At 66.0% G+C, this 22,908-nt stretch carries 21 protein-coding genes; 2 read left to right on the top strand and 19 right to left on the bottom strand.

The window, feature by feature from the left end; all coding sequences use genetic code 11:
- Positions 1-9 precede the first annotated feature (9 nt).
- From ACLRDN_RS15405 to ACLRDN_RS15340, 14 genes are all read right to left on the bottom strand, one after another.
- Positions 10-1,317 carry an MFS transporter gene (locus ACLRDN_RS15405; RefSeq protein ID WP_413457008.1) on the bottom strand — a complete coding sequence of 436 codons (1,308 nt, stop codon included), beginning with the start codon at positions 1,315-1,317 and terminating at the stop codon, positions 10-12.
- A gap of 357 nt (positions 1,318-1,674) precedes the next feature.
- Positions 1,675-2,637: a dienelactone hydrolase family protein gene (locus tag ACLRDN_RS15400; RefSeq protein WP_413457007.1), complete on the bottom strand. Its 963-nt coding sequence runs from the start codon at positions 2,635-2,637 to the stop codon at positions 1,675-1,677.
- Between the two features lie 137 nt (positions 2,638-2,774).
- On the bottom strand, positions 2,775-3,092 hold the full coding sequence (locus ACLRDN_RS15395) for a YnfA family protein (RefSeq protein WP_413457006.1): 318 nt from the start codon (positions 3,090-3,092) through the stop codon (positions 2,775-2,777).
- A gap of 11 nt (positions 3,093-3,103) precedes the next feature.
- Complete coding sequence (locus ACLRDN_RS15390; RefSeq protein ID WP_413457005.1) at positions 3,104-3,595, bottom strand: MgtC/SapB family protein; 492 nt, start codon at positions 3,593-3,595, stop codon at positions 3,104-3,106.
- A gap of 264 nt (positions 3,596-3,859) precedes the next feature.
- Positions 3,860-4,291: a hypothetical protein gene (locus tag ACLRDN_RS15385; RefSeq protein WP_413457004.1), complete on the bottom strand. Its 432-nt coding sequence runs from the start codon at positions 4,289-4,291 to the stop codon at positions 3,860-3,862.
- A 199-nt stretch (positions 4,292-4,490) separates the two neighbouring features.
- Positions 4,491-5,312 carry a helix-turn-helix transcriptional regulator gene (locus ACLRDN_RS15380; protein ID WP_413457003.1) on the bottom strand — a complete coding sequence of 274 codons (822 nt, stop codon included), beginning with the start codon at positions 5,310-5,312 and terminating at the stop codon, positions 4,491-4,493.
- Positions 5,313-5,318: 6 nt separating this feature from the next.
- Positions 5,319-5,873, bottom strand: a complete 555-nt coding sequence (locus ACLRDN_RS15375) for a YbhB/YbcL family Raf kinase inhibitor-like protein (protein WP_413457002.1) — start codon at positions 5,871-5,873, stop codon at positions 5,319-5,321.
- Between the two features lie 125 nt (positions 5,874-5,998).
- Positions 5,999-7,048 carry a hypothetical protein gene (locus ACLRDN_RS15370; protein WP_413457001.1) on the bottom strand — a complete coding sequence of 350 codons (1,050 nt, stop codon included), beginning with the start codon at positions 7,046-7,048 and terminating at the stop codon, positions 5,999-6,001.
- Between the two features lie 67 nt (positions 7,049-7,115).
- The gene (locus ACLRDN_RS15365) at positions 7,116-7,991 is read right to left on the bottom strand and encodes a hypothetical protein (protein WP_413457000.1); all 876 of its coding nucleotides are present in this window, start codon (positions 7,989-7,991) and stop codon (positions 7,116-7,118) included.
- Between the two features lie 25 nt (positions 7,992-8,016).
- Positions 8,017-10,464 carry an NfrA family protein gene (locus ACLRDN_RS15360; protein WP_413456999.1) on the bottom strand — a complete coding sequence of 816 codons (2,448 nt, stop codon included), beginning with the start codon at positions 10,462-10,464 and terminating at the stop codon, positions 8,017-8,019.
- Between the two features lie 33 nt (positions 10,465-10,497).
- A complete protein-coding gene (locus ACLRDN_RS15355; protein ID WP_413456998.1) occupies positions 10,498-12,666 on the bottom strand; it encodes a glycosyl transferase family protein in 2,169 nt (722 codons plus the stop codon).
- Between the two features lie 9 nt (positions 12,667-12,675).
- Positions 12,676-14,976, bottom strand: a complete 2,301-nt coding sequence (locus ACLRDN_RS15350) for a hypothetical protein (protein ID WP_413456997.1) — start codon at positions 14,974-14,976, stop codon at positions 12,676-12,678.
- A gap of 506 nt (positions 14,977-15,482) precedes the next feature.
- The gene (wecB, locus tag ACLRDN_RS15345; RefSeq protein ID WP_413456996.1) at positions 15,483-16,643 is read right to left on the bottom strand and encodes a non-hydrolyzing UDP-N-acetylglucosamine 2-epimerase; all 1,161 of its coding nucleotides are present in this window, start codon (positions 16,641-16,643) and stop codon (positions 15,483-15,485) included.
- 215 nt (positions 16,644-16,858) lie between these two features.
- Positions 16,859-17,119 (bottom strand): hypothetical protein, encoded by a 261-nt coding sequence (locus tag ACLRDN_RS15340; protein WP_413456995.1) that lies wholly within the window; start codon positions 17,117-17,119, stop codon positions 16,859-16,861.
- A 132-nt stretch (positions 17,120-17,251) separates the two neighbouring features.
- On the opposite strand from ACLRDN_RS15340, the gene ACLRDN_RS15335 reads away from it, so the two are divergent.
- Together ACLRDN_RS15335 and ACLRDN_RS15330 are read left to right on the top strand one after the other, a co-directional pair.
- Complete coding sequence (locus ACLRDN_RS15335; RefSeq protein WP_413456994.1) at positions 17,252-17,632, top strand: CidA/LrgA family protein; 381 nt, start codon at positions 17,252-17,254, stop codon at positions 17,630-17,632.
- Positions 17,632-18,372 (top strand): LrgB family protein, encoded by a 741-nt coding sequence (locus ACLRDN_RS15330; protein ID WP_413456993.1) that lies wholly within the window; start codon positions 17,632-17,634, stop codon positions 18,370-18,372. The genes ACLRDN_RS15335 and ACLRDN_RS15330 overlap by 1 nt, the downstream gene beginning before the upstream one ends.
- Positions 18,373-18,388: 16 nt before the next feature.
- Here ACLRDN_RS15330 and ACLRDN_RS15325 read toward each other — a convergent pair whose 3' ends face one another.
- The 5 genes from ACLRDN_RS15325 to ACLRDN_RS15305 form a co-directional block, all read right to left on the bottom strand.
- Positions 18,389-19,306, bottom strand: coding sequence for a LysR family transcriptional regulator (locus ACLRDN_RS15325; RefSeq protein WP_413456992.1), 918 nt, complete (start codon positions 19,304-19,306; stop codon positions 18,389-18,391).
- A 100-nt stretch (positions 19,307-19,406) separates the two neighbouring features.
- Positions 19,407-20,009, bottom strand: a complete 603-nt coding sequence (locus ACLRDN_RS15320) for an ABC-type transport auxiliary lipoprotein family protein (protein WP_413456991.1) — start codon at positions 20,007-20,009, stop codon at positions 19,407-19,409.
- Positions 20,006-20,923 (bottom strand): MlaD family protein, encoded by a 918-nt coding sequence (locus ACLRDN_RS15315; protein WP_413456990.1) that lies wholly within the window; start codon positions 20,921-20,923, stop codon positions 20,006-20,008. Before ACLRDN_RS15315 ends, ACLRDN_RS15320 begins: the two co-directional genes overlap by 4 nt.
- Positions 20,923-21,753, bottom strand: coding sequence for an ABC transporter ATP-binding protein (locus tag ACLRDN_RS15310; protein WP_413456989.1), 831 nt, complete (start codon positions 21,751-21,753; stop codon positions 20,923-20,925). Before ACLRDN_RS15310 ends, ACLRDN_RS15315 begins: the two co-directional genes overlap by 1 nt.
- Positions 21,747-22,880 (bottom strand): MlaE family ABC transporter permease, encoded by a 1,134-nt coding sequence (locus ACLRDN_RS15305; RefSeq protein ID WP_413456988.1) that lies wholly within the window; start codon positions 22,878-22,880, stop codon positions 21,747-21,749. Before ACLRDN_RS15305 ends, ACLRDN_RS15310 begins: the two co-directional genes overlap by 7 nt.
- Between the last annotated feature and the right edge of the window lie 28 nt (positions 22,881-22,908).

Genomic DNA, 22,908 nt, shown 5'->3' with positions numbered 1-22,908 from the left:
GTGCTCTCCTCAGGCTGCAACTTTGCTGTCGGCCAGGACGGCATCGCCGCTCTTGTCCGACGCGGTGAAACGGATGGCCACTGCGCACAGTGCCGAAATGGTCACCAGCACGCCCAGCATCGACAGGGTCTGCTGGGTGTTGCCCAGGCCCTTCATCAGGAAGCCCGCAGCCACGGCACCGACGTTGCCACCGGCACCGATGATGCCGGCCACGCCGCCGAGTGCCTTGCGGTCGATGAAGGGCACCAGCGCGTAGGTAGCGCCACAGGCCATGTGGGTGAAGAGGCCGAAGCACAGCATGGCGACGACGGCAGCCACCACGCTGCCGGCATGGGCGAACCACAACAGGCCCAGGCCTTCGCCCAGCATCATCACGAAGAGCAGGGTGGCACGGCGGTTCAGGCCGCCACGCAGGGCCACCTTGTCCGAGATGTAGCCGCCCAAGGCGCGGGCAAACAGCGCCAGCAGGCCGAAGCTGGCCGCAGCGATGCCGGCCGATTCCAGCGAGAGCTGGAAGTGGTCCACGTAGTAGATGGCGGCGATGTTGTGGATGAAGATCTCCACGCCGAAGCAGGCACCGTAGGTGATGAAGAGCATCCACACGCGATAGTTGGCGGCGGCAGCACGGAAGCTGGCCCAGCCGCCGCGCTTGCCGCTTTCGATGGTCACGCCGGCCGCGCGCAGTTCGTCGTAGTTGCCTTCCGGGCAGTCCTGGGTAAAGCGCCAGTAGAGCGCGGCCATCACCAGCATCAGCGCGCCCGGCACCAGCAGCGCCGCGCGCCAGCCCCAGCCTTGCGAAACGCCCAGCATCAGCATGGCGGCCATCAGCAGGGGCATCACGCCCTGTGCCACGCCGCCGCCCGCATTGCCCCAGCCGGCCGTGGCCGCATTGGCCGTGCCGACCACGTTGGGGGCGAACATGACCGAGGTGTGGTACTGGGTGATGACGAAGCTGGCGCCGACGGCACCGATGAGCAGGCGGAAGAACAGGAAGCTCTCGTAGCTCTGCGCGAAGGCCACGCCGATGACCGGCACGGCACCGGCCAGCAGCAGCCCGGTATAGGCCTTGCGCGGACCGAAGCGGTCACACATGGGGCCGATGATGAGGCGCACCAGGATGGTCACGGCCACGGCGGCGATGTTGATGTTGGCGATCTGGCCGGGGGTGAGGTGGAATTCGCCCTTGATGACCGGCATCAGCGGCGCGCAGGCGAACCAGGCGAAGAAGCAGACGAAGAAGGCCATCCAGGTCAGATGGAAGGCGCGCATCTGGGGCGTGCCCAGGGAGAACAGCGCGATACGATTGGATTTGCTCATGTCGGGGTCCCGTAAAAACAAAAAGGCGCCCGCTCGAATCCGAGGCCTTGCCTCGTTTCAAGCGGACGCCATTGTCCGTATGCATTGCAGATCCATCGTTAGATCGGCATCAAAGTGGTGGATCGTCCTTGATCCTGACGGACATTGAGCAAAGGCCGTGCCAGCCGCAGGGTTTTGGCGGGGAGGCAGCAGGGGAGCGGTGTTGCGGGCAGACAGGGGAGATCCGGCACGGCATTGGCGCCGTGCCGGATCACCGATATATATCATTGCGTGATGTATCCGGGTGCGGTCTGCGCATTCGTGGTGCAGTGCATCGTGGCAGTGCAGGCGGCCCGGGATGGGGCACTGGCCCGCCCGTTACAGGCCAAACTGTTCCTGCAGCAACTTCTTGACCGCCTCGCGCGACTGTTCGCGGTAGCGTGGATGGCCGCCGACGGCAAATCCTCGGCGGATGCAGCCGCTGCGCAGCTTGATGAAATCCGGCGCGGGGAGGGTGCGCCCGTCTTGCATGAGGGCTTTGCCGGTATCGAGGTTCATCGAGCCGATGGGGCAGTCCAGGGCGCTGGTGCCCAGCGGCACCCAGACGTTGGCGGGCATGGAGGTGTCGAAGCCGTGCTTGGCCCCGTCGTAGACGGTCAGCTCGACCTTGGCGCCCAGTCGCTGGAGTTGCTCAACATTGAAGCGGCATTTTTCCACCGAGTTGTAGGCATCCTCGCTGCCCATGAAGAGATGCAGCGGGGCGCCGGTGGTGCGCGCAAATTCGGAACAGCTGGGATAAAACAAGAGGTGGATCGCAAAGCGGGTATCGTCTGCGATGGCCGCCTGGCGCACCCGTTCAAAGCTGGCATGCAGCCCGGCGCCCCCGCCACGGCTGAAACCGATGACGGCGATGCGGGCCGGGTCAATGGCCGGATGGGTGGCCAGCAGTTCGAGCGCCTTCAACGCATCCATGGCCGAGGCTGCAACGTTGAGCACGTTCTGGTCTTCGACCGAGCGCTGGATCTGGCGCGGCGTGAAGGAATCGACCACCAGCGTGGCCAGCCCCATGTCGTTGAAGAAGTTGCTCCAGTCCTCTTCTGCCGCCGATACCCCCGCGCTGGAATGCATGATGACCACCGCCGGCAGCCTGCCAGGCGGCGGCTGGCGGGGGAAGCGCAGGTTGGCGCTGATGGTTTCATCGAAGGTGACGGTCTTCTGGTACACCTGGCCGAACGTCGTGCGGCGATTGGCCGACAGGAAGGAAACGCTGCCGTGATCGCTCGCGCCCAGACGCTGGCGCACCTCCTGGGCGCTGCTCTTGAGCGGGACCAGCAGGAGCATGGACAGGCCCATCAACACCAACAGTGCGCTATTCAGTGTCGCAGAGAGAAGCGGGCGGCGTTTCACGGGCGGCGTCTTCATCGGTGTCGGGCTCCTGTGCTCGGTTTGTTCGGGGCAATCGGGGAAGTCGGTACGTGCTATCTGGGCTGGAAGGCAATGAGCGTCATGCCCGCCAGCGCCACGGCCACGCCGGCACAATCCCAGGCGGAAGGCCGCACGCCGTCCACGGCCCACAGCCACAGCATGGCCACGGCGATGTAGACCCCGCCATAGGCCGCATAGACGCGCCCGGAAGCGGCCTCATGCAGCGTCAGCAGCCAGGCGAACAGGGCCAGGCTGGCGGCGGCCGGCAGCAGCAGCCAGGCGCTGCGGTCCTGCTTGAGCCAGAGATAAGGGAGATAGCAGCCGATGATTTCGGCCAGGGCCGTGCAGAGGTAGAGGAAAACCGTCTTCATCGGCGCACGCGTCAGTCTTCTTCGCGCGCGCTGATGTCGGCGCGTTCGTCGTCGGTCTTGCGCAGCCACTGGCGATGCAGGAAGTGCTCCAGCGGCCTTCCGACCACGAAGAGCGCCAGGATCAGGCCCGTCGCAATGAGCGCCACGCGCCACCAGCCGGCCCCGCAGACGATACCCACTGCAGCGGTGACCCAGATCGAGGCCGCCGTGGTCAGGCCGCGTACCTTCTCGCTGCGCTGTTCATGGATGATGACCCCGGCACCCAGGAAGCCGATGCCGGTAATCACGCCCTGGATGGCGCGGCTGACCGCATCGCGGCTGTGCGTGTCGGATTCCAGCGAGAAGTCCATGGCGGCCATGGTGACCAAAGCCGCGCCCAGCGCCACCAGGCCCAGGGTTTTCATGCCGGTCGGTTTGCCGCGCAGGTTGCGGTCGATGCCGATGACGCAGCCGATGAGCATGGCAAAGAGCAGGCGGTAAAAAATTTCCAGGTGGTCGGTCATGGGAGACAGATGCAGTGAGCGAGGGCGTCATTGTAACCTTGCGGTCCATCGCTTTTTTCATCCTCGATGCATACCCCGCGCCACGCGCATAAAAAAGCCCCGTCAACATCGACGGGGCAAATCAGGCATGGCGGGAGGCAAACGCTGCGCCATGCTGCGCTCAAGCATCAAACAACAGGAAACAACAGGAAACAACAGGAACAACGGAGACATCAACTACTTGGAAAGAAAGTGGGCTGCGCACGCGCGGTGCGCAGCCATGGATCAGGAACCCGAACCGCCAGCGCCTCCGGCACCGCCGGTACCGCTGCCGCCAGCTGCACCACCCGCGCCTGCGCCGGTGCCGCCGGCACCACCCGAGCCACCGCCAGGGCCGCCATTGCCGCCGGGCGAAGTCCCCAGCGGACCGCCCTTCATGTCAGTGGAGTTGGGGTTGTTGCCGGAGCGGGACTTCTGGCTGCTGCTCTTGTCCGACTTGTTGTGGTTGCGCATGCTCTTGTTGGAGGAAGAGCTGCCGCTATCGGTGGCGCTGTTGTTGGGCGCCATCTGGCCGCCTGTGGCACCCGTTGCGCCCGAGCCGGCGGCACCCGAACCTGCTGCGCCACCGCTGGCACCCGAATTCTGCGCGAAGGCGCCGGTGCTGAAGGCGGCGACCACGAGGGCGGTGCCGAGGAATTTCAAAGTCGGTTTGGACATGGAGTTCTCCTTGGGTTGTTGTGGGGGCGTCCCGCCATCGCGAGCCGTTGGAGACATACTAGGTCCTGCACCGAAGGAGGGCAGTCGGACGCAGTTTCAATCGCGTGTCGGTGCTTTCGTACCCGGATGACGGCGCTTGTTGTTGAGCCACGCAGGCCATCGCGCCGTTTCGGTGGAAGGGCGGCCAGCGTGCGCGCCCTCAGGGCAGGGTTTGCCGCAGCTCGCTGGGACTGATCCCGTAATGCTGGCGAAAGCGCATCGCAAAGCGCGAGGGCGAGTCATAGCCGCAGGCCGAGGCGATGTCGGCGATGGGCAAGGAGGATGCTTGCAGCTGGTCGAGTGCCAGCCCCAGTTGCACCTTGTCGAGCAGCTCCCGGAAGCCGGTCTGCTCGCGCGCCAGGCGCCGGCGCAGGGTCGAGACGCTGCAATGAAACGCTTCGGCTACCCGCTCCAGGCTGCGTTCTTCCGGCGGCAGCATCAGCAGGTGCTGTTCGATGTGATGGCTGATGGCGTCGCCGCGCTCGCGCAGCAGGCCGCCGATGGCGCCGCGCAGGCAGAGGGCCAGCAACAGGCCTTCGGCCGCCTGGCATTGCAGTTCGACTGCCGCTTCTTCGCGGATGCAGTCCTGCAGATAACGCCAGGCGCGCTGGATATCGGCATCCTGCGCTACGCTGCTGACCGCGCTGGCCTCGCGCGCCTGTACGCCCTGTCCGGGATAGTGCAGGCGAAAGCGCTCGATCACTGCCTGCGGCAGGGACACCATGTCAGCCGCATACTCCCCGCCCTTGGGCAGGTTGGCGACATTGACCTGGGTACCGGCCGCGATGAGCACCAGCACATCCTGCCCGCACAGCAGATGGCGATGGCCCCATTGCATGCGCTTCTTGCCCTGGCGTACGTGGCAGATGCTGGCCAGGCCGATGAAGACCTGGCGCAGCTGCTGTTCGTGGCGGGCGCGGATGCGGGTCAGCGTGGGGCCCGTGCCATGGGCGAAGGGCAGGATGGCGATGTCACTTTGCATGCAGGATCAGCGTCCGTAGGTAGCGGTCAAGCGGGCCTGGCCGAGGGCCGCGCCGTTGAGGAAGAAGCCGAGCATAGCACCGCTGGCTTGCGCATCCAGTGGCAATTTTTCGGTGTTCAGTGCCCAAATGACGAATTGATAGCGGTGCGGCTTGTCACCGGCCGGTGGGCAGGCGCCACCGAAACCGTTGCTGCCGAAATCGGTACGGCCTTGTACTGCACCTGCGGGCAGGCCGTGGCCTTGCGCATTGATGCCGGCCGGCAGGCCGGTGGTGGAGGCCGGCAGGTTGAACACGGTCCAGTGCCACCAGCCACTGCCGGTGGGGGCATCGGGGTCGTAGACGGTCACGGCGAAGCTCTTGGTGCCGGCCGGTGCGTTGGACCAGGACAGCTGTGGCGAGCGGTTCAGGCCGCTGCAGCCGAAGCCGTTGAACACTTCCGCGTTGGAGAGGGCCTGGCCGTCCTTGATGTCGCGGCTGGAGACGGTGAAATCAGCGGCCTGTGCCGACAGTGCAGAAAACGTCAGGGCCAGTGCGGCCACGGAAAGGCGGGAAGAAGACATGCATGCGCTCCAGTGAAGGTTGAGGAGCGCCCATGGTAGAAGGCCCGTGCCCGGCCCATGGTGCAGAAAACGTCAGCCTCGGTGCAGAAAGCGTCAAGGCGCAGACAGCCTTGCGTGCAGCCCTGTCAGAACAGGTTCAGCGAAATCAGGAAGTCCAGCCCCTGGAACAGTTCGACATAACGGCTGGCGGCCGATTCATTGATGACGATGAAACGGGTGAAATCGAACAGGGCAGGTTCCAGCTGAGCATCAATGGCTTGCTGGGCGGCGAAACTGGCGTAGCTGAGGCCGAAACCGTAGAACTGCTGCTTGAACTGGGGATTGAGGTTGGCCTCATCCACGGGATGGAATTTCATGACCAGCCGCGCATGCTGGCTGGCCACCAGGGCCTGTATGGTGCGCAGTGAACTCATCAGGCCATGCAGGTTGCGCTGGGCCTCTTCACTGTGCTGGCCGCAACGCGCCACCATGTTGATGATGTTGGGGAGGAAGCACAGCCAGTGGCGCTGCGCCAGGCCCAGGCCGCTTTGCGGCGCGAGGCTGACCGTGCGCACCTGCGGCAGACCTGGAAAGGCTTGCGGCGAGACCCGGTAGGCGCCGCCATATTTCGGGCTCTGCGCATCGAACCAGATGGCGGGCATCGCATTGACCTGCAGCACGGCTTGCGGTGTGAGGCCCAGGCGCTGCATCAGCATGGGTTTGGCTTGCAGCATGTGCAGCAGCGCGGTGGCGTCGACAATGGCATTGTGGGTCGGTCTGGCCAGCAGCGCATTGCAGGAGGTGTTGCCTTCTTCCAGATAGCACACCGTCTGTACCGCCGTCGCCAGCTTCAACAGCTTGCCCACGAGGTAGCCGGTATGCGGTACGAAGAGGCGCAAGGGCGTCAAGCTCGCAGGCAGGGCCGCGGCCATCTGCTCCAGAAACGCCACCGTGCGTGCCGGATCCCAGATGCCGTCGTCGGTGACGCTGACGTGGGGACCCTCCCATTGCATGCCGCGTCCGCATACCACCAGCGGCGCGCGCACTTCTCCTTCGCGCAGCAATTGCCGTGCGATGGAATAGGTGATGGGGCTGTGCAGGTAGACGATGTCCATGGAAGAGCGATGGCGCGGCCACGAACGCGCGCCGGATGCGGCAAAGGCGTGATGATGGTCGCCTCTGCCTGCATGCACCATGGGAAGATGCTTCACAAACGTAACGGGATGTAACGGGGCGCGATGTCTGCGGCTGACTCCCGTCAGCTCAGGGACGGCGCAGTGCCTCCACCAGCGTTTCGGTCACGTAATGCGGCCCGTCGAAGAGCCAGACCCGGTAACCGCGATAGTGCTGCAATTGGTGAGTCAGTTCCTCCACGGTGGCACTGCGAAATCCGCCCCCGGGCTGCGGACGGAAGGCCTCGGCGATGATGCGCACCCGCGCCGGCCCCAGCCGCTGCGACAGCACCTGCACGTAGTGCAGTGCCACTTGCGGCTCGCGGGCATAGACCCCGACCCCATCCTGGAAGAACACGCCCACGTCCGGTGGCAGCCATGTCAGCAAGCCTGCGGCCAGTGCTTCCGGCCCCACATTGGCGCTGTCATAGACGCTGATCCACAGCGGGCGCGGCAATTGCGCCAGCAACTGGCCCAACTGCGCGGCTTGGCTCCAGGTCGGATCGATCTCCACCGGGAAGTACCAGCCGCTGACCTTGAGGGGCGTGGACAGGCGCGCAAGCCGGGCCGATTGGGCAATCAATTGCGGCAGGTCGGCGCGGGCGGCGGCTTCATCGAAGCGGCCTGCCAGCCCGAGGATCACTTCCTGTGCCCACGGTTCTCGTGCAATGCGCTGCCAGTCGGGCAGGCGCGGCACGGACGGCAATTCACTGCCGGGAACAAAGGCCTGCCCATCGACCGCACTCCATTGCACCAGCAGCGCACGCGCCCCCAGCCGCTGCCACTGGCCGCGCGGTTCTACCGTGGCATTGTCGGGCTGCCAGACGATGCCTTCGATGGCCACCGGCGACCGGGCCGCGAGGTCGCAGCCGGCGCAGGCCGCCAGAAGGCAAGCCGATGCGCCGGCCAGCAGGACGCTGCGGCGCAGGGGGGAGGGCAGGGTGGCCGGGCGCGTGAGAGGCTTCATCGAGAGTCCATCCGAACGGAAGAACTCAGTAGGACAGCGTGGTACTGAGGAAGAATCCCTGCGCCCGTTCATCGCCACCGATGCGCCAGCGATACTGCAGCGACAGGTCCACAGTGGAGCGCGGTGCATGGTAGCGGTCGCTCCGGAACCAGTAGCGCAGGTTCACGCCCGGCCCCAGGCCGATGGCGCTGCGATGGCTGTTGAGCGAATTGAAGTCGGCGTTCAGGCTCAGGTGCGGGAACAGCACCAGCTGCTCACTGAGACCATCGAGCCGGAAGCTGCGCCCGCCCTGCACCGACGCCAGTCCGTAGGTCTGCGGATTGCGCAGGTAGTGGCCAACTTCGCCATACCACTGCGTGGTCCACCACTGTGGACGGTCCACCCGCAGGTCGGTCCCGATGCCGTCGGAATAGGCCGCCTGCACCAGCCAGTCGGCCGAGGACTGGCTGCCCAGCGGGATCAGCCGGCCCACCGAGAGCACCAGGTTCTGGCTGGCCAGCGGTTTCCAGCGTGCGCCCACCGTCGCCTGCGCGGTCTGCGTACCGGTAGCGCCCCCGGATTGGTCATCGAGTGTCTGGAAGACGCGGCCGAATACTTCCACCGGACGCCCGCCCTGGTAGCCGAAGGGCCGCCAGTACGCCTCCGCTCCCGCCTGCAACGTACTGTCGGCAGCCGAGGCGCCGGGGCGTCCGCGATTGCCGGCACTGGGCCCACCACCGCTGCGCGTGAGCGAGGCGATGAAACCGCCACTGCGGTCGATGGTCGCGATGCTGCGGCGGGTGTCGAAACGCTGTTGCGGCGTTTGCGGCAGATGCCCGGCGTCGGCGCTATTGTCTAGGCTGCGTTTGAACCAGGCCAGCGCGGTCTCGTCGTCCCCTGCCTGCACGGCCGCGTAGCCGGCGTCAGTGAGGGCGCGTGCGGGCAGGGCGCCGCGCGTATCAGCTCGCTGGAAAGCATCGCGCGCACCCGCTGCATCGCCTGTTTGCGCGGCCAGATAGGCCAACTGCAGATCGTCCAGCGCATCGAGCGCGCCGCCGTCACGGGCGGCGAGGAAGCGCTCGCGGGCTTGGCGCGGATGACCGGTGCGGGCCAGCAGCATGATCTCGGTCTCGACCGGCAAGCCGCCTTGCGCCAAGGCCGCCTCACCATCGGCGCGGGCACCCGCGCTGTCTCCCAGTCGTGCGCGCAAGGCAGCGCGCCTTGCCAGCAGCGCACTGTCCGCTCCTTGCGCCTGCAGCGTGGCGCCGATGGCCTCCACGGCTTGCTGATCCTGGCCATCGGCTTGCAGGGCGTCGATCTGCAGCAGCCGGTATTGGGCATTCTGCGGCGACCGCGCCACCGCCTCGGTCGCGGCCTGCGCCGCCTGTGTGTACTGTTGCTGCTGCATTGCCTGGTAGCCACGCGTGGCGGCATCGAAGCCGGCATCGCGCGCTTGCGCGCCAGGCGTCACGTGGCAGGGATTGACGTTTTCTGCACCAGCGCGGCTGCAATCCAGTGCTGGCACGGGGAACTGGCGGGACGATACGGGCTGGTTGCGCTTTTCGGCACCGTGTGCTGCCTGAGGCTGTTGCAGGACCCGTTCGGCATCGGCCTGCAGCAGTCGTGCATCGCGCTGTTCAACGGGGCTGCCGTCACTGGTGGCCAAGCGGTTTGCCAGGATGAAATCGGCGTGCGCGGCATCGGCCTGGCCGAGGCGCACGCGAGCGTAGGCGCGCAGCAGCAGCGGGCCGGGCTGGCGTTCGTCCATGGCGTGGGCTTGGTCGGCGGCGCGTTCGGCCTCTGCGATCTGCTCGTTGTGCAGCAGGGCGACCACCAGCATCAGGCGATATTCCATTTCCTGCGGTGCCAGCGCCACGGCCCGGCGTGCTGCCTCCAGCTCGGCCTCCCCCTCGTTGTCGGCCTGTGCACGGAAGACTTCGGCTGCGGCCATGGCGGCGCGTTCGCGTTGCAGTTCGAGCTGGCGGCGCAGCAGCGGGCGCTGGTCGCTGGTGTTGTCCGCGCCTTGGGCCAGTACTTCGCTGGCACGGTCGTAGTCATGAGTCTCGATAAGCGCATTGCCCAGCAGCAGCCAGTACGCCGGATTGTGCGGGGCGGCCGCCACGGCCTGGCGTGCCAGCGTGACGGCCTGGTCGTAGCGCTTGCCATCGTAGGCGCGGTAGGCCGCTGCCGCTGCGGCGTAGCCAGGGTCGCGTGCACTGCCGCGCCGGGCGCTCATGCCGTCGCGTTGTTGTGCGCGCAGTTCGCGCAATTGGCGGCGCAAGGCCATGGAATCCGGTCGCAGGCGGATGGCTTCCTGCAATTGCGCCTGCGCCTGGCCGTAGGCGCCGTGCGCGGCCGAGGCATAGGCCTGCTGGGCCAGGCGATAGGCGGGGCCCGACAGCGGCAGTTCGACCACTGCCGTTTGCGCTTGCGCCGATCCGGCCGTGCTGACGGCCAGCAGCAGGAGCAGCAAGTTGAAAGTCTTGTTCATCATCGTCTGTTCTTGTTGTGGTGATGAGCGCCCGGCTCACGCCGGCTGGCCACCTTGCGCCAGCCAGTCGCGCTGGCGCCGCACGGCCTCTTCGATGGCCTCGCGCGAGATCACGGACTCGTTGACCAGGTAGTCGCCGATGCGGCCATGAAGGTCAGGCCGATAGCGCTGCATGGCCGCATCGAAGACCGGGCGCGACAGCAGTCCGCTGGCGATCAGCAGGTCGCCCAGCAAGGGCACGCGGGCCTCGGTGCGCTCGGGATCGAAGGCATTGTCCTGGCCGCGCAGCAGGCGCAGTCCGGCGGCGATCTCGGATTCGCGCGCCACCATGGCAAAGGGCGCGCGGCCCAGCACGCTTTCCAGTTCGGTCCGCGCAGCGTCGGTCAGTGCGCTGGCCACGGCCACGCGCGCCATGCCCTGGTCGGGCTGGCCGTCCCTGCCGGGCCCGAGGTAGAGGGTGCGCAGGCGGGTACACACTTCCACCGGCAATTCGCCCGCGTGGCGCTGCACGCGTTCCCGCGTGAGGCTGACGCGCGGCAGCCGTTCCTGGTAGGCCAGCGCTTCGGCCAGGGTTTCTTCGTCCAGCCAGCCGTGGCTGACCATGACGCTCCCCAGCGGCAATTGCGTGCGGCGCTGTTCTTCCAGCGCCAGTGTGAGCGTGGCTTCATCGACCGCCTGCCAGGTACGCAGCAGGTCGCCCAGGCGCAAGCGCACGCGGCTGGCAGCGCCGTCCGTGGGAAAGTCGTGCATGGTCTTGTCCCAGGCCAGGGCGCGGCCGGCGAACAGGTACAGCAGGAACAGCCGCCACGCCCGCGCCACCGCCATGAAGTTGACGAAATTGGCCACCACCATGCGCGGTAAGGCCATGAGTCCATGGCGCCAGCCATACAGCTCGGTGGTGAAATAGAAGCGGTGCGCGGCACGATTGAGCATGGCCAGCGCATTGAGCGTGAGCACGGTACGCCACCAGCCGTCACCGGCCAGCAGGGGCGGGTAGAACACGTCCCACCACTGGAAGGTGGTGGCCGCCGAAAACAGGATGAACTGCAGTGCCAGCACATAGCCCAGCATGCTGACGAAGGCCGTGATGACGCCCTTGCGGTCATGCAGCAGCAGGTAGCGCGCTGCCAGCGAGCCGCGCCACTCCATCTGCTCCCAGCTCTGCAGGCCGATGCCGATGACCCAGCGCGCCTTCTGGCGATAGGCCTGGGTGAAGGTATCGGGGAAGTACTCGCGCACGGCCAGCGGCATTTCCAATGTGCTTTCAGCCACCTGCTCGCGCTTGCCGAAGAACCAGGGTTTGCGCCGCACCGTGAACTTCACCGGGAAGCGTGCAAAGATGGTCTGCATGCCCATCTGCGAGAGCTTGGTGCCGACCTCGTAATCCTCGGTCAGGCTGGCGATGTTGAAGGGCTCGCCGTCCGAGGCCTGCATCAAACCGTGCAAGGCCTTGCGCGAGAAACAGGTACCCACGCCCGCCGAGGGCACCAGGCCCGCCACGCTCTCGCGCACCATCATGTCCTTGGCATGGCTTTCGGCGAACTCGTCCATGTAGGTGCCGGCCACCAACTCGAACCATTCGCGCTCCAGCGAGGCCACCGGCAGCTGGATCATGTCCTTGCGCGGCAGCAGGTAGTTGAAGAACTTCAGTTCCAGAGGGTGCAGTACGTCTTCACTGTCGTGCAGGACCACGCCTGCGAACTGCAGGCCCAGCGCGGTTTCGCTGGCGAAGATGGTCTTGACCACCCAGTTCAGGCAATCGGCCTTGCAGGTCGGGCCGGCGTGCGGCACTTCCACGCGGTGCAACTGCTTGTAGCGCACGCGCATGCGTTCGACTTCGGCAATGGTGTCGCGGTCGTTGACATAGGTCCCCACGAAGATGTGGTAGTGCCGGTAGTCCAGCACGGCCACCATGTCCTCGATCATCTGGGCGATGACGTCCGCTTCCATCCAGGCCGGCACCATGATGGCGATGGGCTGCTCGTCGCGCTGGCGCAGCTGCTCCACCGTCAGCGGCGTGCGCACGCGTTCGATGGTGAATTTGCGCCACAGCCGGCGCGACCAGTACCACAGGTCGAAGAACAGGTCATCCAGCGCCGAGAGCAGGATCAGCAGGGCCACCACGGCTGCGGCGATCTCCAGCGCCGCGTAGTAATTGGCGAACAGGAAATTGAGCTGGGCCGTGGCATTGGCAGTGGTGAACATGCGTCGTCCTCACTCCTGGCCGGCGTCGCGCGGCGGTGTCTGGGCCTGCTTGCGCCGGGCTTCCTGCTCGGCGAGGCGACGGCGGCGGGTGCGGCTGGCCAGGATCAGCAACAGCAGGAACAAGCCGATGATGGTCAGCGGCACCACCCACCAGAGGATGTCCGGGATGGTCAGCGAGGGCGCATCCTGCACGGCATCGCGCCCGCTGGCGTCGTTGGTGTCGATCTCGGCCAGCAGTCCCGTCGAGGCCACGGCGGCCACATTGCCGGACGACAGCGCGAAGGGTTTGGCCACCAGCGGACGTTCTTTGCCCACGCTGTGCCAGACCACACCTTGCTGGCCATTGGTCTTGGCCACTTCCAGGATGCCGAGCCGGTCGAAACCGGTGACGTCGAGCATGGGCTTGGCGCTGCTGTCATTCATCACCAGCGTATTGCCCTTGACCTGAACGAGACCTTGCGACGCCTTGAGGGGCAGGTCAAACGCCAGGAAGCTGCCGTCGGGGGCGGCCTCCTTGCCATCGTCCACCACGCTCATGCGGGCACGGTCGGCCGGCAGGCCGGTGCTGGAGGCCACCATGATGACGCGCTGCAGGCTGGCCGGCACGTCCGCCAGGTAGCTGCGTGGCACCAGCAACTGCGCGCCGGCGGCGAAGCGGCGGATCATGCCGGTGAAGTTGGCGTCGTCGTGGGCCTTGTCCAGCTTGAGGTGGCTGGAGCCCAGCACGGCCACCGGGAAGGCTTGTGGCGTTTCGCGGCAGTTGTCGCTGGAGGGCTGGCGCACGAAGGACACGCGCAACTGGTTCTGCGCTGCCAGCGCGCCCGGCGGAATGCGCGCGATGATGCGCTCGCGCTGGCCGTTGGCCTGGAGGCTGCGGGCGCCCAGCAGCACGTCGTTGAGGAACACCGAGGCCACAGGAGGCGTGCGGGTTGCGCCGGGTGCGGCCGAGACGTCCAGCACCAGCTCGGACGGCAGGCGCCCGTCGCTGGCGACTTCGGCGATATCGAAGGAAGCATTCCAGTCGGCGCGGCTGAGCACGTCGATGCTGCCTGGCGCACCGCCCAAGTTTTTCAGGAGGATGAAATCTTCACCCGTCACCGGCTTGTGGGCCGTGCGCGCCACCAGCGAAGCGGCGCCGCTGATGTTGCGCCAGTAGCGGTCGAACATCTGGGCAAAGGCCGGCCCAGCTTGCGGGCCGGCCAGGATGACCGGATGGCCGAAGGCGGAAGCCAACTTCAATTCGCCCGGCTGCAAGCCAGTGGATTGCGGCTGCACGCGGGCGCGCCAGGTGCTGAAGGCGGGCATGGCCTCGGGCGCCGTGGCTTGCACCTGCTGCTGCAGGGCGTTCATGGCGCCATCGATGCCGGAGAGCAGTGCGGCATCCGCCACCAGGATGTCGGCACCTGCCAGGTTCTGGCCCAGGGCCAGCAGTGCGCCGACTTCGGCCGCATCCTTGAGGGTGTGCTGGCCGCTGCCCTGGAGGGCGGCAAAGGCGGCGATGCCGCGCAGACCTTCCGGGACTTTCAGGCGGCTCAGATCGATCACGTCACCCACGCGCGGCAGGACGGTGACCGTGCTGTGCTTGCCCGCGCGCTCCAGCGCCACGCCGATACGCCAGGCGCTGTCGTAGCTCTGCGCGTCCAGCTGGCGTCCTGCCACCATGATGGAAGTCAGCGCCGGCAGGGCACCCCAGGCGGTGCGCAGGTCGCCGATGGCGCGGCTGTCGTAGCGATAGCTGAAGGAGGAGTCCGGGTCCACCCGCAGCACATTGCCGGGCGTGCGCGGATCGGCGCACTGCGAGAGGCCGGAAAGCATGGTGGTCCAGTTCACGCCCAGCCGCACGAATCCATTGGCGCGCGCTGCGCCGTCGATGCCCAGGGACAGGCTGGCATCGCCCTGGTCGGCCGTCATGGCGCGGGCGGCAACGGGATAGGTGTCGATGGCCAGGACCATCGTGGTCCGGCCGCCATCGGCACGCAGATACCTGGCATCGAGTTTCAGGCTGGCATCGGCCAGCGGCACGTTGGCCGGGACCGGCAGATAGAGTTCGCGGCTGCTGTCGTTGGAAGCCAGCACCAGCGGCGTTGTGATGCCCAGCGAAGCCAGGGTCTCGCGGCGCTCGATCCAGGTGTCTTCGCTCAATTTGCGAAAGGCGTCGGCGGCGGACGTGCTACCGATGGGGGCGGCCAGCAAAGCCGGCGAGTAGGCGGTGGCAAATACAGTGGCGGCCAGCGCCATGAACAGCGCTGGTCCCGCAGGCAGGCGCAGGCGGTGCGCAGCCGGCGGCTGGGTGTGGTGGCGTGCAATCATCAGTTTCCTGTCGCAAGAGGGGCCATCGGTCCGCGTGTCCGGACCTTGTGGCGTTTTTCGTTGAATTGTTTGTTGCTCGGTTGCGTGGCTCGGTTGCGTGGGATTAGGAGCGAGGCGGATCGGATTTGGTTGCATGATCGCCATCAGTTTTTGCACCTTGCATCGGGTGTGTACTTTCCTTGCGTCCATTTTCTGGTGAGTTTTTTGGAGGAAGGCGATGGCGATGAAAACTAAGTAAATCAACGGGTTTCATTTCTCCGTCGGCTGCCATGGTCGAAAGGGGAGGAATTGGTTTCCAATCATTTCCGCTGAGGAGAAATATCGAGGTAATGCAACACTGACAGGGATTTGTGAGGATTGCCTACATCCCCTGCACCAGAAAAAAATGGTGAAAATAGTTTGTCGCGGCCGGTTTACTACGCGGCCGGATCGTCAGGAAAACTAAGTAAACACCAGAACGATCCGGGTCGCAGCGTCTCGCCGCTCATGCCATGCGAATGGATGAGTCAGGCCGCAAAGGGCAGGAAAGAGCGCCCCAGGATGGCATCGACAATGCGCGCACAGGCTTGCCCGTCGCCATAAGGATTGTGCTTGCGCGCAAAGCTGCGCCAGAGACGCTCTTCGCTCTGCAGGGTCGCCACCGTATCGACGATGCGACCGGTATCGGTGCCGACCAGCTGGACGGTCCCGGCAGCGACCGCTTCGGGCCGTTCGGTCACGTCGCGCATGACCAGCACCGGCTTGCCCAATGCAGGCGCTTCCTCTTGCACGCCGCCAGAATCGGTCAGGATCACGTGGGCGCGCTGCATCAGGCGCACGAATTGCAGGTAGTCCAGCGGCTCGATGAGGTGCAGGTGGGGCAGTCCCGAGAGCTCTTGCATGACGGGGCCGCGCACGTTGGGATTGAGGTGCACGGGATAGACGATCTGCAGGTCATCGCGCTGCGCCAGCTGGGCCAGTGCGCGGCAGATCTGCAGGAAACCGCTGCCGAAGTTCTCGCGCCGATGGCCCGTGACCAGCAGCAGCCGGCGCTGCGGCAGCAAGGGCGGTAGCGCCGCATCCAGCGCTGCGCGCAGGGCGGCATCGGCATCGATGCGGGCCACTGTCATCTGCAGGGCATCGATGACGGTGTTGCCGGTGACCACGATCTGGCCTTGCAGGTTTTCTGCTTCGAGATTGCGGCGTGATTGCGCCGTGGGGGCGAACATCAGGTCGCTCACCACATCGATGGTGCGGCGGTTCATTTCTTCCGGCCAGGGCTGGTTCATGTCATGCGTGCGCAGGCCGGCCTCTACATGGCCGACCGGGATGCGGCGGTGGAAGGCCGCCATGGCCGCCACCATGGCGGTGGTGGTGTCGCCGTGGACCAGCACGCGGTCGGGCCGGGTCTGCTCCAGCAGCTGGTCGATGGCCGCGAAGAGGCGCGAGGACAAGCCGTTGAGCGTCTGGTCCGGCACCATGACATCGAGGTTGTGGTCGGCCTGGATGGCGAACAGGTCGAGCACCTGCGCCAGCATCTGCTTGTGCTGGCCGGTGGCGCAGACGATGGAGTCGATGGCGGGCTCGGCGTCGAGGGCCTTGACCAAGGGGGCCATCTTGATGGCTTCGGGACGGGTGCCGAAAATCGATAGCACCTTCAGGGGATGGCTGGGGGTAGCGTAATCCATGATGCTCCAGTGCAGGCCGCGTGCGCGGACTGAATCAAAATGAGGAGGGGCGGCCGCCGGTGCGCTGTAGTTGAGTTGTTGTTGGCGTCAGCGCCACGCAGGGCCCGTGGGCAGGCTGCCGGATGGTGGCGGGCAGCCTGGGAGGTGGGACAGGGAGAGAGGGAATTTGGTTCTTGCGGGCAGGCGGACAAGGGTGAGGCAGGCCTCTCACAATCTCAGTGTTGCGCCTGGGCAAGCGCTCCTATCTGATGGCGGGGGGAGCGCTGTGCGTCTGAACTTGCTGTCCTGGCAGCGTGGCGGCGCTTTAGATCGATGATGGTGCGACGCGCGTCGCTGAACTTGCCGGCGGCAACATCGTCCAGTCCGACATGTACATCTTCAGCCACCGATTGGTACCGGTGCTGATTTTCCAGCAAGCGATAGTAAGCTAGGCGCTTCGCATAAAGGACAGTATTCTTGGGTGCACGTGGACGCATGATGACGCTCCTTGTGGGGGAAAGAGACGGATGCTCGCGCAGATTGCCCGGTCCGGCAGCAATGTCATCAAATCAGTATGCTTTCCTCACATTTTTTATCCATCACACCGTTTCAAGCTTTCCAGGCTGCCCATGAATCTCACCCCCTTAGCCATCCTGCTGGTCTTCCAATGCCTGGGCGAAGGCGCCGCGCAATTGCTGGGCCTGCCCATTCCCGGTCCGGTGATCGGCATGCTGCTGTTGCTGATCGCCTTTCTCCGTTCACCACGCCTGGCGCAGATGATGGAGCCGACCTCCTGGGGCATCCTGCAGCACCTGTCCCTGCTGTTCGTGCCGGCCGGGGTGGGCGTGATCGCCGCGGCCGGCCAGCTCAAGGGCGATCTTCCGGCCATCGTGGTGGCGCTGGTGGTGAGCACGGTGCTGGCCATCGCCGTCGCTGCGCTGGTGACCAATGCGGCGATGAAGCGCTTTACCAGCGCACGGCAGGCACCTGACGATGAGGAGTCGCACTGATGCACGGCCTGGCACGCCTCACCGATGTCTGGGTCTATCTGGCGGCTTCTCCGCTGCTGGGCCTGACGACCACGCTGGTGGCCTATCTCTTCGCATTGTGGGTGTATCGCCGCCTGGGCTACCACCCGCTGGCCAATCCGGTGTTGATTGCCATTGCCATCGTGGTCAGCATCCTCGCCCTCACGCACACCCCCTACAAGACCTATTTCGAGGGGGCGCAATTCGTCCACTTCATGCTCGGCCCGGCCACGGTCGCCCTGGCCATGCCGCTCTACAAGCAGTGGCACAACTTCCGCCGGGCAGTGCTGCCGCTGATGCTGGGGCTGGCCGCAGGGTCGGTGACGGCCGTGGTCTCGGCCGTTGGCATCGCCTATGCGATGGGGGCTTCGCGCGACATCCTCATCTCCATGGCGCCCAAGTCGGCCACCACCCCCATTGCGATGGCCATCGCGGAACGCTTCGGCGGCCTGCCCTCGCTGACCGCCGTGCTGGTGATCTGCACCGGCATCCTGGGCGCGGTGCTGGCGCGCTACGTGCTGAACTTCCTGCGCATTGAAAGCCATCCCGTGCGCGGCTTCGCCCTGGGCGTGGCCTCGCATGGCATCGGCACGGCGCGTGCGCTGCAGGTCAGCGCCGAGATGGGCGCCTTCGCCGGACTGGGCATGGGTCTCAATGGCGTCTTCACCGCCGTGCTGGTCCCGGTGCTCATGCCGCTGTTGCTGCGCTGGACCGGAAACTGAGAATAAGCTAAATGATTTACGCGGCGGGCTTCGGGCACCACGGCGGTACCTTGAACTGCTCCACCAGGAAATCACGCATGCGCTGCACCTTGGGCGGCAGGTGGGTGCGGGTCGGGTAGAGGGTGTGCACCATCAGCTGCTCGCCGGTGCTCCAGCCCTCGAACAATTCCACCAGTTCACCGGACTGGATCGCCGCATTGACGATGAAGTCCGGCTGGATCGCGATGCCCTGGCCGGCAATGGCCATGGCCCGGCAAGTAGCGCCGTTGTTGACGTAGACGGTGGAGCGCACGCGCACCTGGCAGGTGTCGCCGTGCACGTGCTTGAAATGCCACTCGTCGCCGCCGTTGCGATAGCTGTAGGAAATGAAGGGGAAATCGCGCAGCTCCGCCGGACTCACCGGCGTTCCGTGCCGCTCCAGGAAGGCCGGCGAGGCGCAGGCGATCATGCGCACCGGTGCCAGGGGCCGCGCCACCATGCGGCTGTCGCCCAGGGCGCTGATGCGGATGGCCATGTCGAAACCTTCTTCAAGCAGGTCGATGGTACGGTCCGACAGGGTGATGTTGAGCGTGATCAGCGGATTCTGTTCGGTGAACTTGCCCCATAGCGGCGCCAGTTGCTCGACCCCGAAATCCTGCGGCGCACCGATGCGCAGCCGCCCGCAGGCCTGGTCGGAATTGAGCCCGACTTCGCTCTCCACATCCTGGATCGATTCCAGCAGTTCCTTGCAGCGCGTGAAGTAGACGCGGCCTTCATCGGTCAGCGAGAGCCGCCGCGTGGTGCGGTGGAGCAGGCGGATGCCCAGAAATTGTTCCAGCTCCGAGACCTGGCGCGAGACCGCCGGCTTGGACTGGCCGGTCACATCCACGGCGGCCACGAAGCTGCCGCTTTCGACCACGGCGACAAAGGTTTCCATCGCTTGCAACTTGTCCATGGCTGCCTTCCGATTTGCAAGAAAAATACCGTCCAGACTGCCACAGGCGAGCGCACTTGCCCATGCTACGTTCGGATAATGGCGGGTTAAGGAAATTCGTTCATCGCACCGTGGCAGCCCACGCCACGACTTCGCCCGACAGCCGCGCCGAGGCGCTGCCAAAGGCGCTGACCACTTCCGGCACCTTGCCGCCGTCCACCGATTCCACCACCGCAAAGCGGCGCGCAGCCAGTTGCTGGCGGGTGGAGGTGTCGACCAGGCGGGCGTCATAGACGATCACCACCTTGGGCTGGCCATTGCGATACTCGGTCTGGAAGGCCAGCAGCGCCCCATTGAGCTCGACCTCGGCAGCGATGTTGGCGTTGTCGCCGGACAGGCGCGGGAAGCGTCCATCGGCCTGGAAGGCATCCAGCAAGCGGTCGCGCAGCAGTTGCGGCGCCGGATCGCTCCAGCGCACGCCGCCATAGGACTTGACCACGTCGCCTTCGGGCAGCACCAGGATGCGTTCGCTGTCGATGCTGCGGCTGGCCGCCGGCGTGGCGATGCGCAGTGCGCGGTACGGGCTGCCGGCCACGGGCGCACTCGCTGAAGCCAGCGGCGGCAGTCGATAGACCGCCAGCGGATCGGCCTTGGGCAGGATCGAACACGCCGTCAGGGCCAGGCTGGCGGCCACCAGGGCGGAGCGCAGGAGCGGGGTCATCATGGGTTGAATTCCTGGAGATTGTCTTGGCCCAGCAGGTAAGCGCCGGGATTGCTTTCCAGCTTGCGGCTGATGGCCCGCACCGAGGCCAGGGTAGTGCGCAGCTCGGTGATGGCCGGGCCGATCTCGGCCACCCCCTGGGCGCCGTTGTTGAGCGCCGCCTGGTTCTGCTGGATCAGCTTCTCGATCTGCTGGCTGCTGGCGGCCAGCGAACGCATGGCCTGCTGCAGGTTGCCCATGGCGTCATTGCCGCGCGTGGCCAGCAACTGGTTGGCTGACTGCATGGCCAGGTTGGCCTGGCGCGCAGCGGCAGCCAGTTCCTGCATGGCCGTGCCGACATTGCCGCGCTGGTTGGCCAGGGTATCGGTCAGTTGTTCGAGGTGCGCCAGGGTCTGGTTCAGGCGCCGGGCATTTTCGGGGGCGAGAAACTGCTTGGCATTGAGCAGCACCTCGTTGACGTTGGAGAGCAGGTCTTCGCCGTTGGAAAGCAAGGAAGTCAGCGGCGAGGGCGAGGCGATGATGATGGGGTCATTGCCGTCCTTGGATTCCAGCCGCGGGCTCTGCGGCGAGCCATTGGTCAGCTGGATCAGTGCGGTACCGGTGATGCCGGCCAGGGCCAGCTTGGCGCCGGTGTCTTCCTTGATGGGGGCCTTGCCGGTCACGCGGATGCGGGCGCGCACCTTGCGCGGGTCGGCCGGGTCCAGGCTCAGGCCGACCACGTCGCCCACCTTGATGCCGCTGTACTGCACGGGACTGCCACGCGAGAGTCCGCTGACCGCCTCGTTGAAGATGACCGTGTAGTAGTCGACGTCGCGGTCCTGGCCGACCTTGGTCAGCCACAGGCAGAACACCAGTGCCGCCAGGGCGACCAGGATCGTGAAGAGTCCGATGAGGACGTGATGGGCACGCGTTTCCATTAGGCGTTTCCTTGATGCGTTGGGGTGGCCGAAGCGCGCAGTGCGGCCTGGCTGGCGGCCCGTCCGCGCGGGCCCTGGAAGTATTGCTGTATCCACGGATCATCGAAGGCCGCCACGGCCTCGATGCGGTCGGCCACCAGCACGCGTTTGGCCGAGAGGACGGCCACGCGGTCGCAGATGGCATAGAGGGTGTCCAGGTCATGGGTGACCAGGAACACGGTCAGGCCCAGCGCATCGCGCAGGGTCAGGATCAGGCGGTCGAAGGCGGCCGCGCTGATGGGGTCGAGGCCGGCGGTCGGTTCGTCCAGGAACAGGATGTCCGGATCCAGCGCCAGCGCACGGGCCAGCGCGGCGCGCTTGATCATGCCACCCGACAGTTCTGCAGGATATTTGTCGCCGGCTGCGATAGGCAGGCCGGCCAGCGCCAGTTTCATGGCCGAGACACCGCGCGCCTCGTTGGCATCGAGCCCGCCGTATTCGGTCAGGGGCAGGGCGATGTTTTCCAGCACGGTCAGCGACGAGAACAGCGCGCCCTGCTGGAACAGCACGCCAAAGCGCCGCTCGTACTGCGATCGGGCGTCGGTGGAGAGCACCGACAGATCCTGTCCGAACACCTTCACCTGTCCGGCCGCCGGACGTTGCAAGCCGACGATGCTGCGCAACAGGACCGACTTGCCGGTGCCGGAGCCGCCCACCACGCCCAGGATTTCACCGCGCCGCACCTGCAGGTCCAGCTGGTCGTGCACCACCTGTGCACCGAACTGGTTGCGCAGGCCGCGCACGTCGATGATCGCCTCCGTGGCGCGGTCCTCGCGCGCCGGGGTCACCATCCCATCTCCATGAAGAACAGGGCCGCCAGGGCATCGAGCAAAATCACCACGAAGATCGACTGCACCACGCTGGAGGTAGTGTGCTGGCCCACCGACTGGGCGCTGCCGCTGACCTTGAAGCCTTCGTTGCAGCCGATGATGGCAATCACGAAGGCAAACAGCGGCGCCTTGACCATGCCCAGCACGAAATGGCGGATGCCCACGTCCTGCTGCAGCAGAGAGAGGAACATGGTCGGGCTGATGTCCAGCGACAGCGCACATACCATCGCGCCGCCGAAGAGGCCCGACATCATGGCGATGAAGGTAAGCAGGGGCATGGAGATCAGCAGCGCGATGATGCGCGGCAGGACCAGCAGGTTGACCGGGTCCAGTCCGAGGGCGCGGATGGCATCGATTTCCTCGTTGGCCTTCATCGAGCCGATCTGCGCCGTAAAGGAACTGGCGGTGCGCCCGGCCATCAGGATGGCCGTCAGCAGGACGGCAAATTCGCGCAGGAAGGAAAACGCCACCAGGTCCACCGTATAGAGGCTGGCGCCGAAGTCGGCCAGCACGGTGGCGCCCAGGAAGGCGACCACGGCGCCCACCATGAAGGTCAGCAGGGAGACGATGGGCACCGCATCCAGCCCGGTCTGTTCAACCTGGGCCACCACGCCGGTGAAGCGCCAGCGCGACGGACGCCAGAACGAGCTTGCCAGGGTCTGCAGGCACAAGCCGGCAAAGCCCAGCAGCCCGCGCGAACAGGCGCGCAGGTTGAGGGTGGCCACGCCGGCCCGTTCGAGCATGTCGGTAATCCAGGCCTGCGGCGGCGGAGCCGCCTTGGGCATGGCGATGGCCTTGGCCTCGGCCACGGCAGCCAGGAGGCCCCGCCAGGCGCGCGGCAGATTGCTGTTGTCGCCGGTCTGGCGCAAGGCTGCCGGCACGCCCAGCAGGTCCACCAGCAGCTTGGCGCCCACGGTATCGAAGGCGGTCAGTGCAGAAAACGTCAGCACCAGTTCATCGTCCGCCGCCGGCCGCTGCTGCGCAATCTGGCGCGACAGCGCGCGGTAGTTGCGCAAGGTCCAGTCGCCCTCCACGTGCAGCACAGGCGGGCTGGACGGTTCGAGGCGGAAGGTGGCAGCGTTGTTCAAATCAGGTCAGGCCGGCGAGGGCAAGGTT

Source organism: Herbaspirillum huttiense (genome assembly GCF_047300815.1).
Taxonomy (GTDB): domain Bacteria; phylum Pseudomonadota; class Gammaproteobacteria; order Burkholderiales; family Burkholderiaceae_D; genus Herbaspirillum; species Herbaspirillum huttiense_A.
The sequence above is the reverse complement of the archived record's forward strand: the minus strand, read 5'-3'. Positions and strand labels throughout refer to the sequence as shown.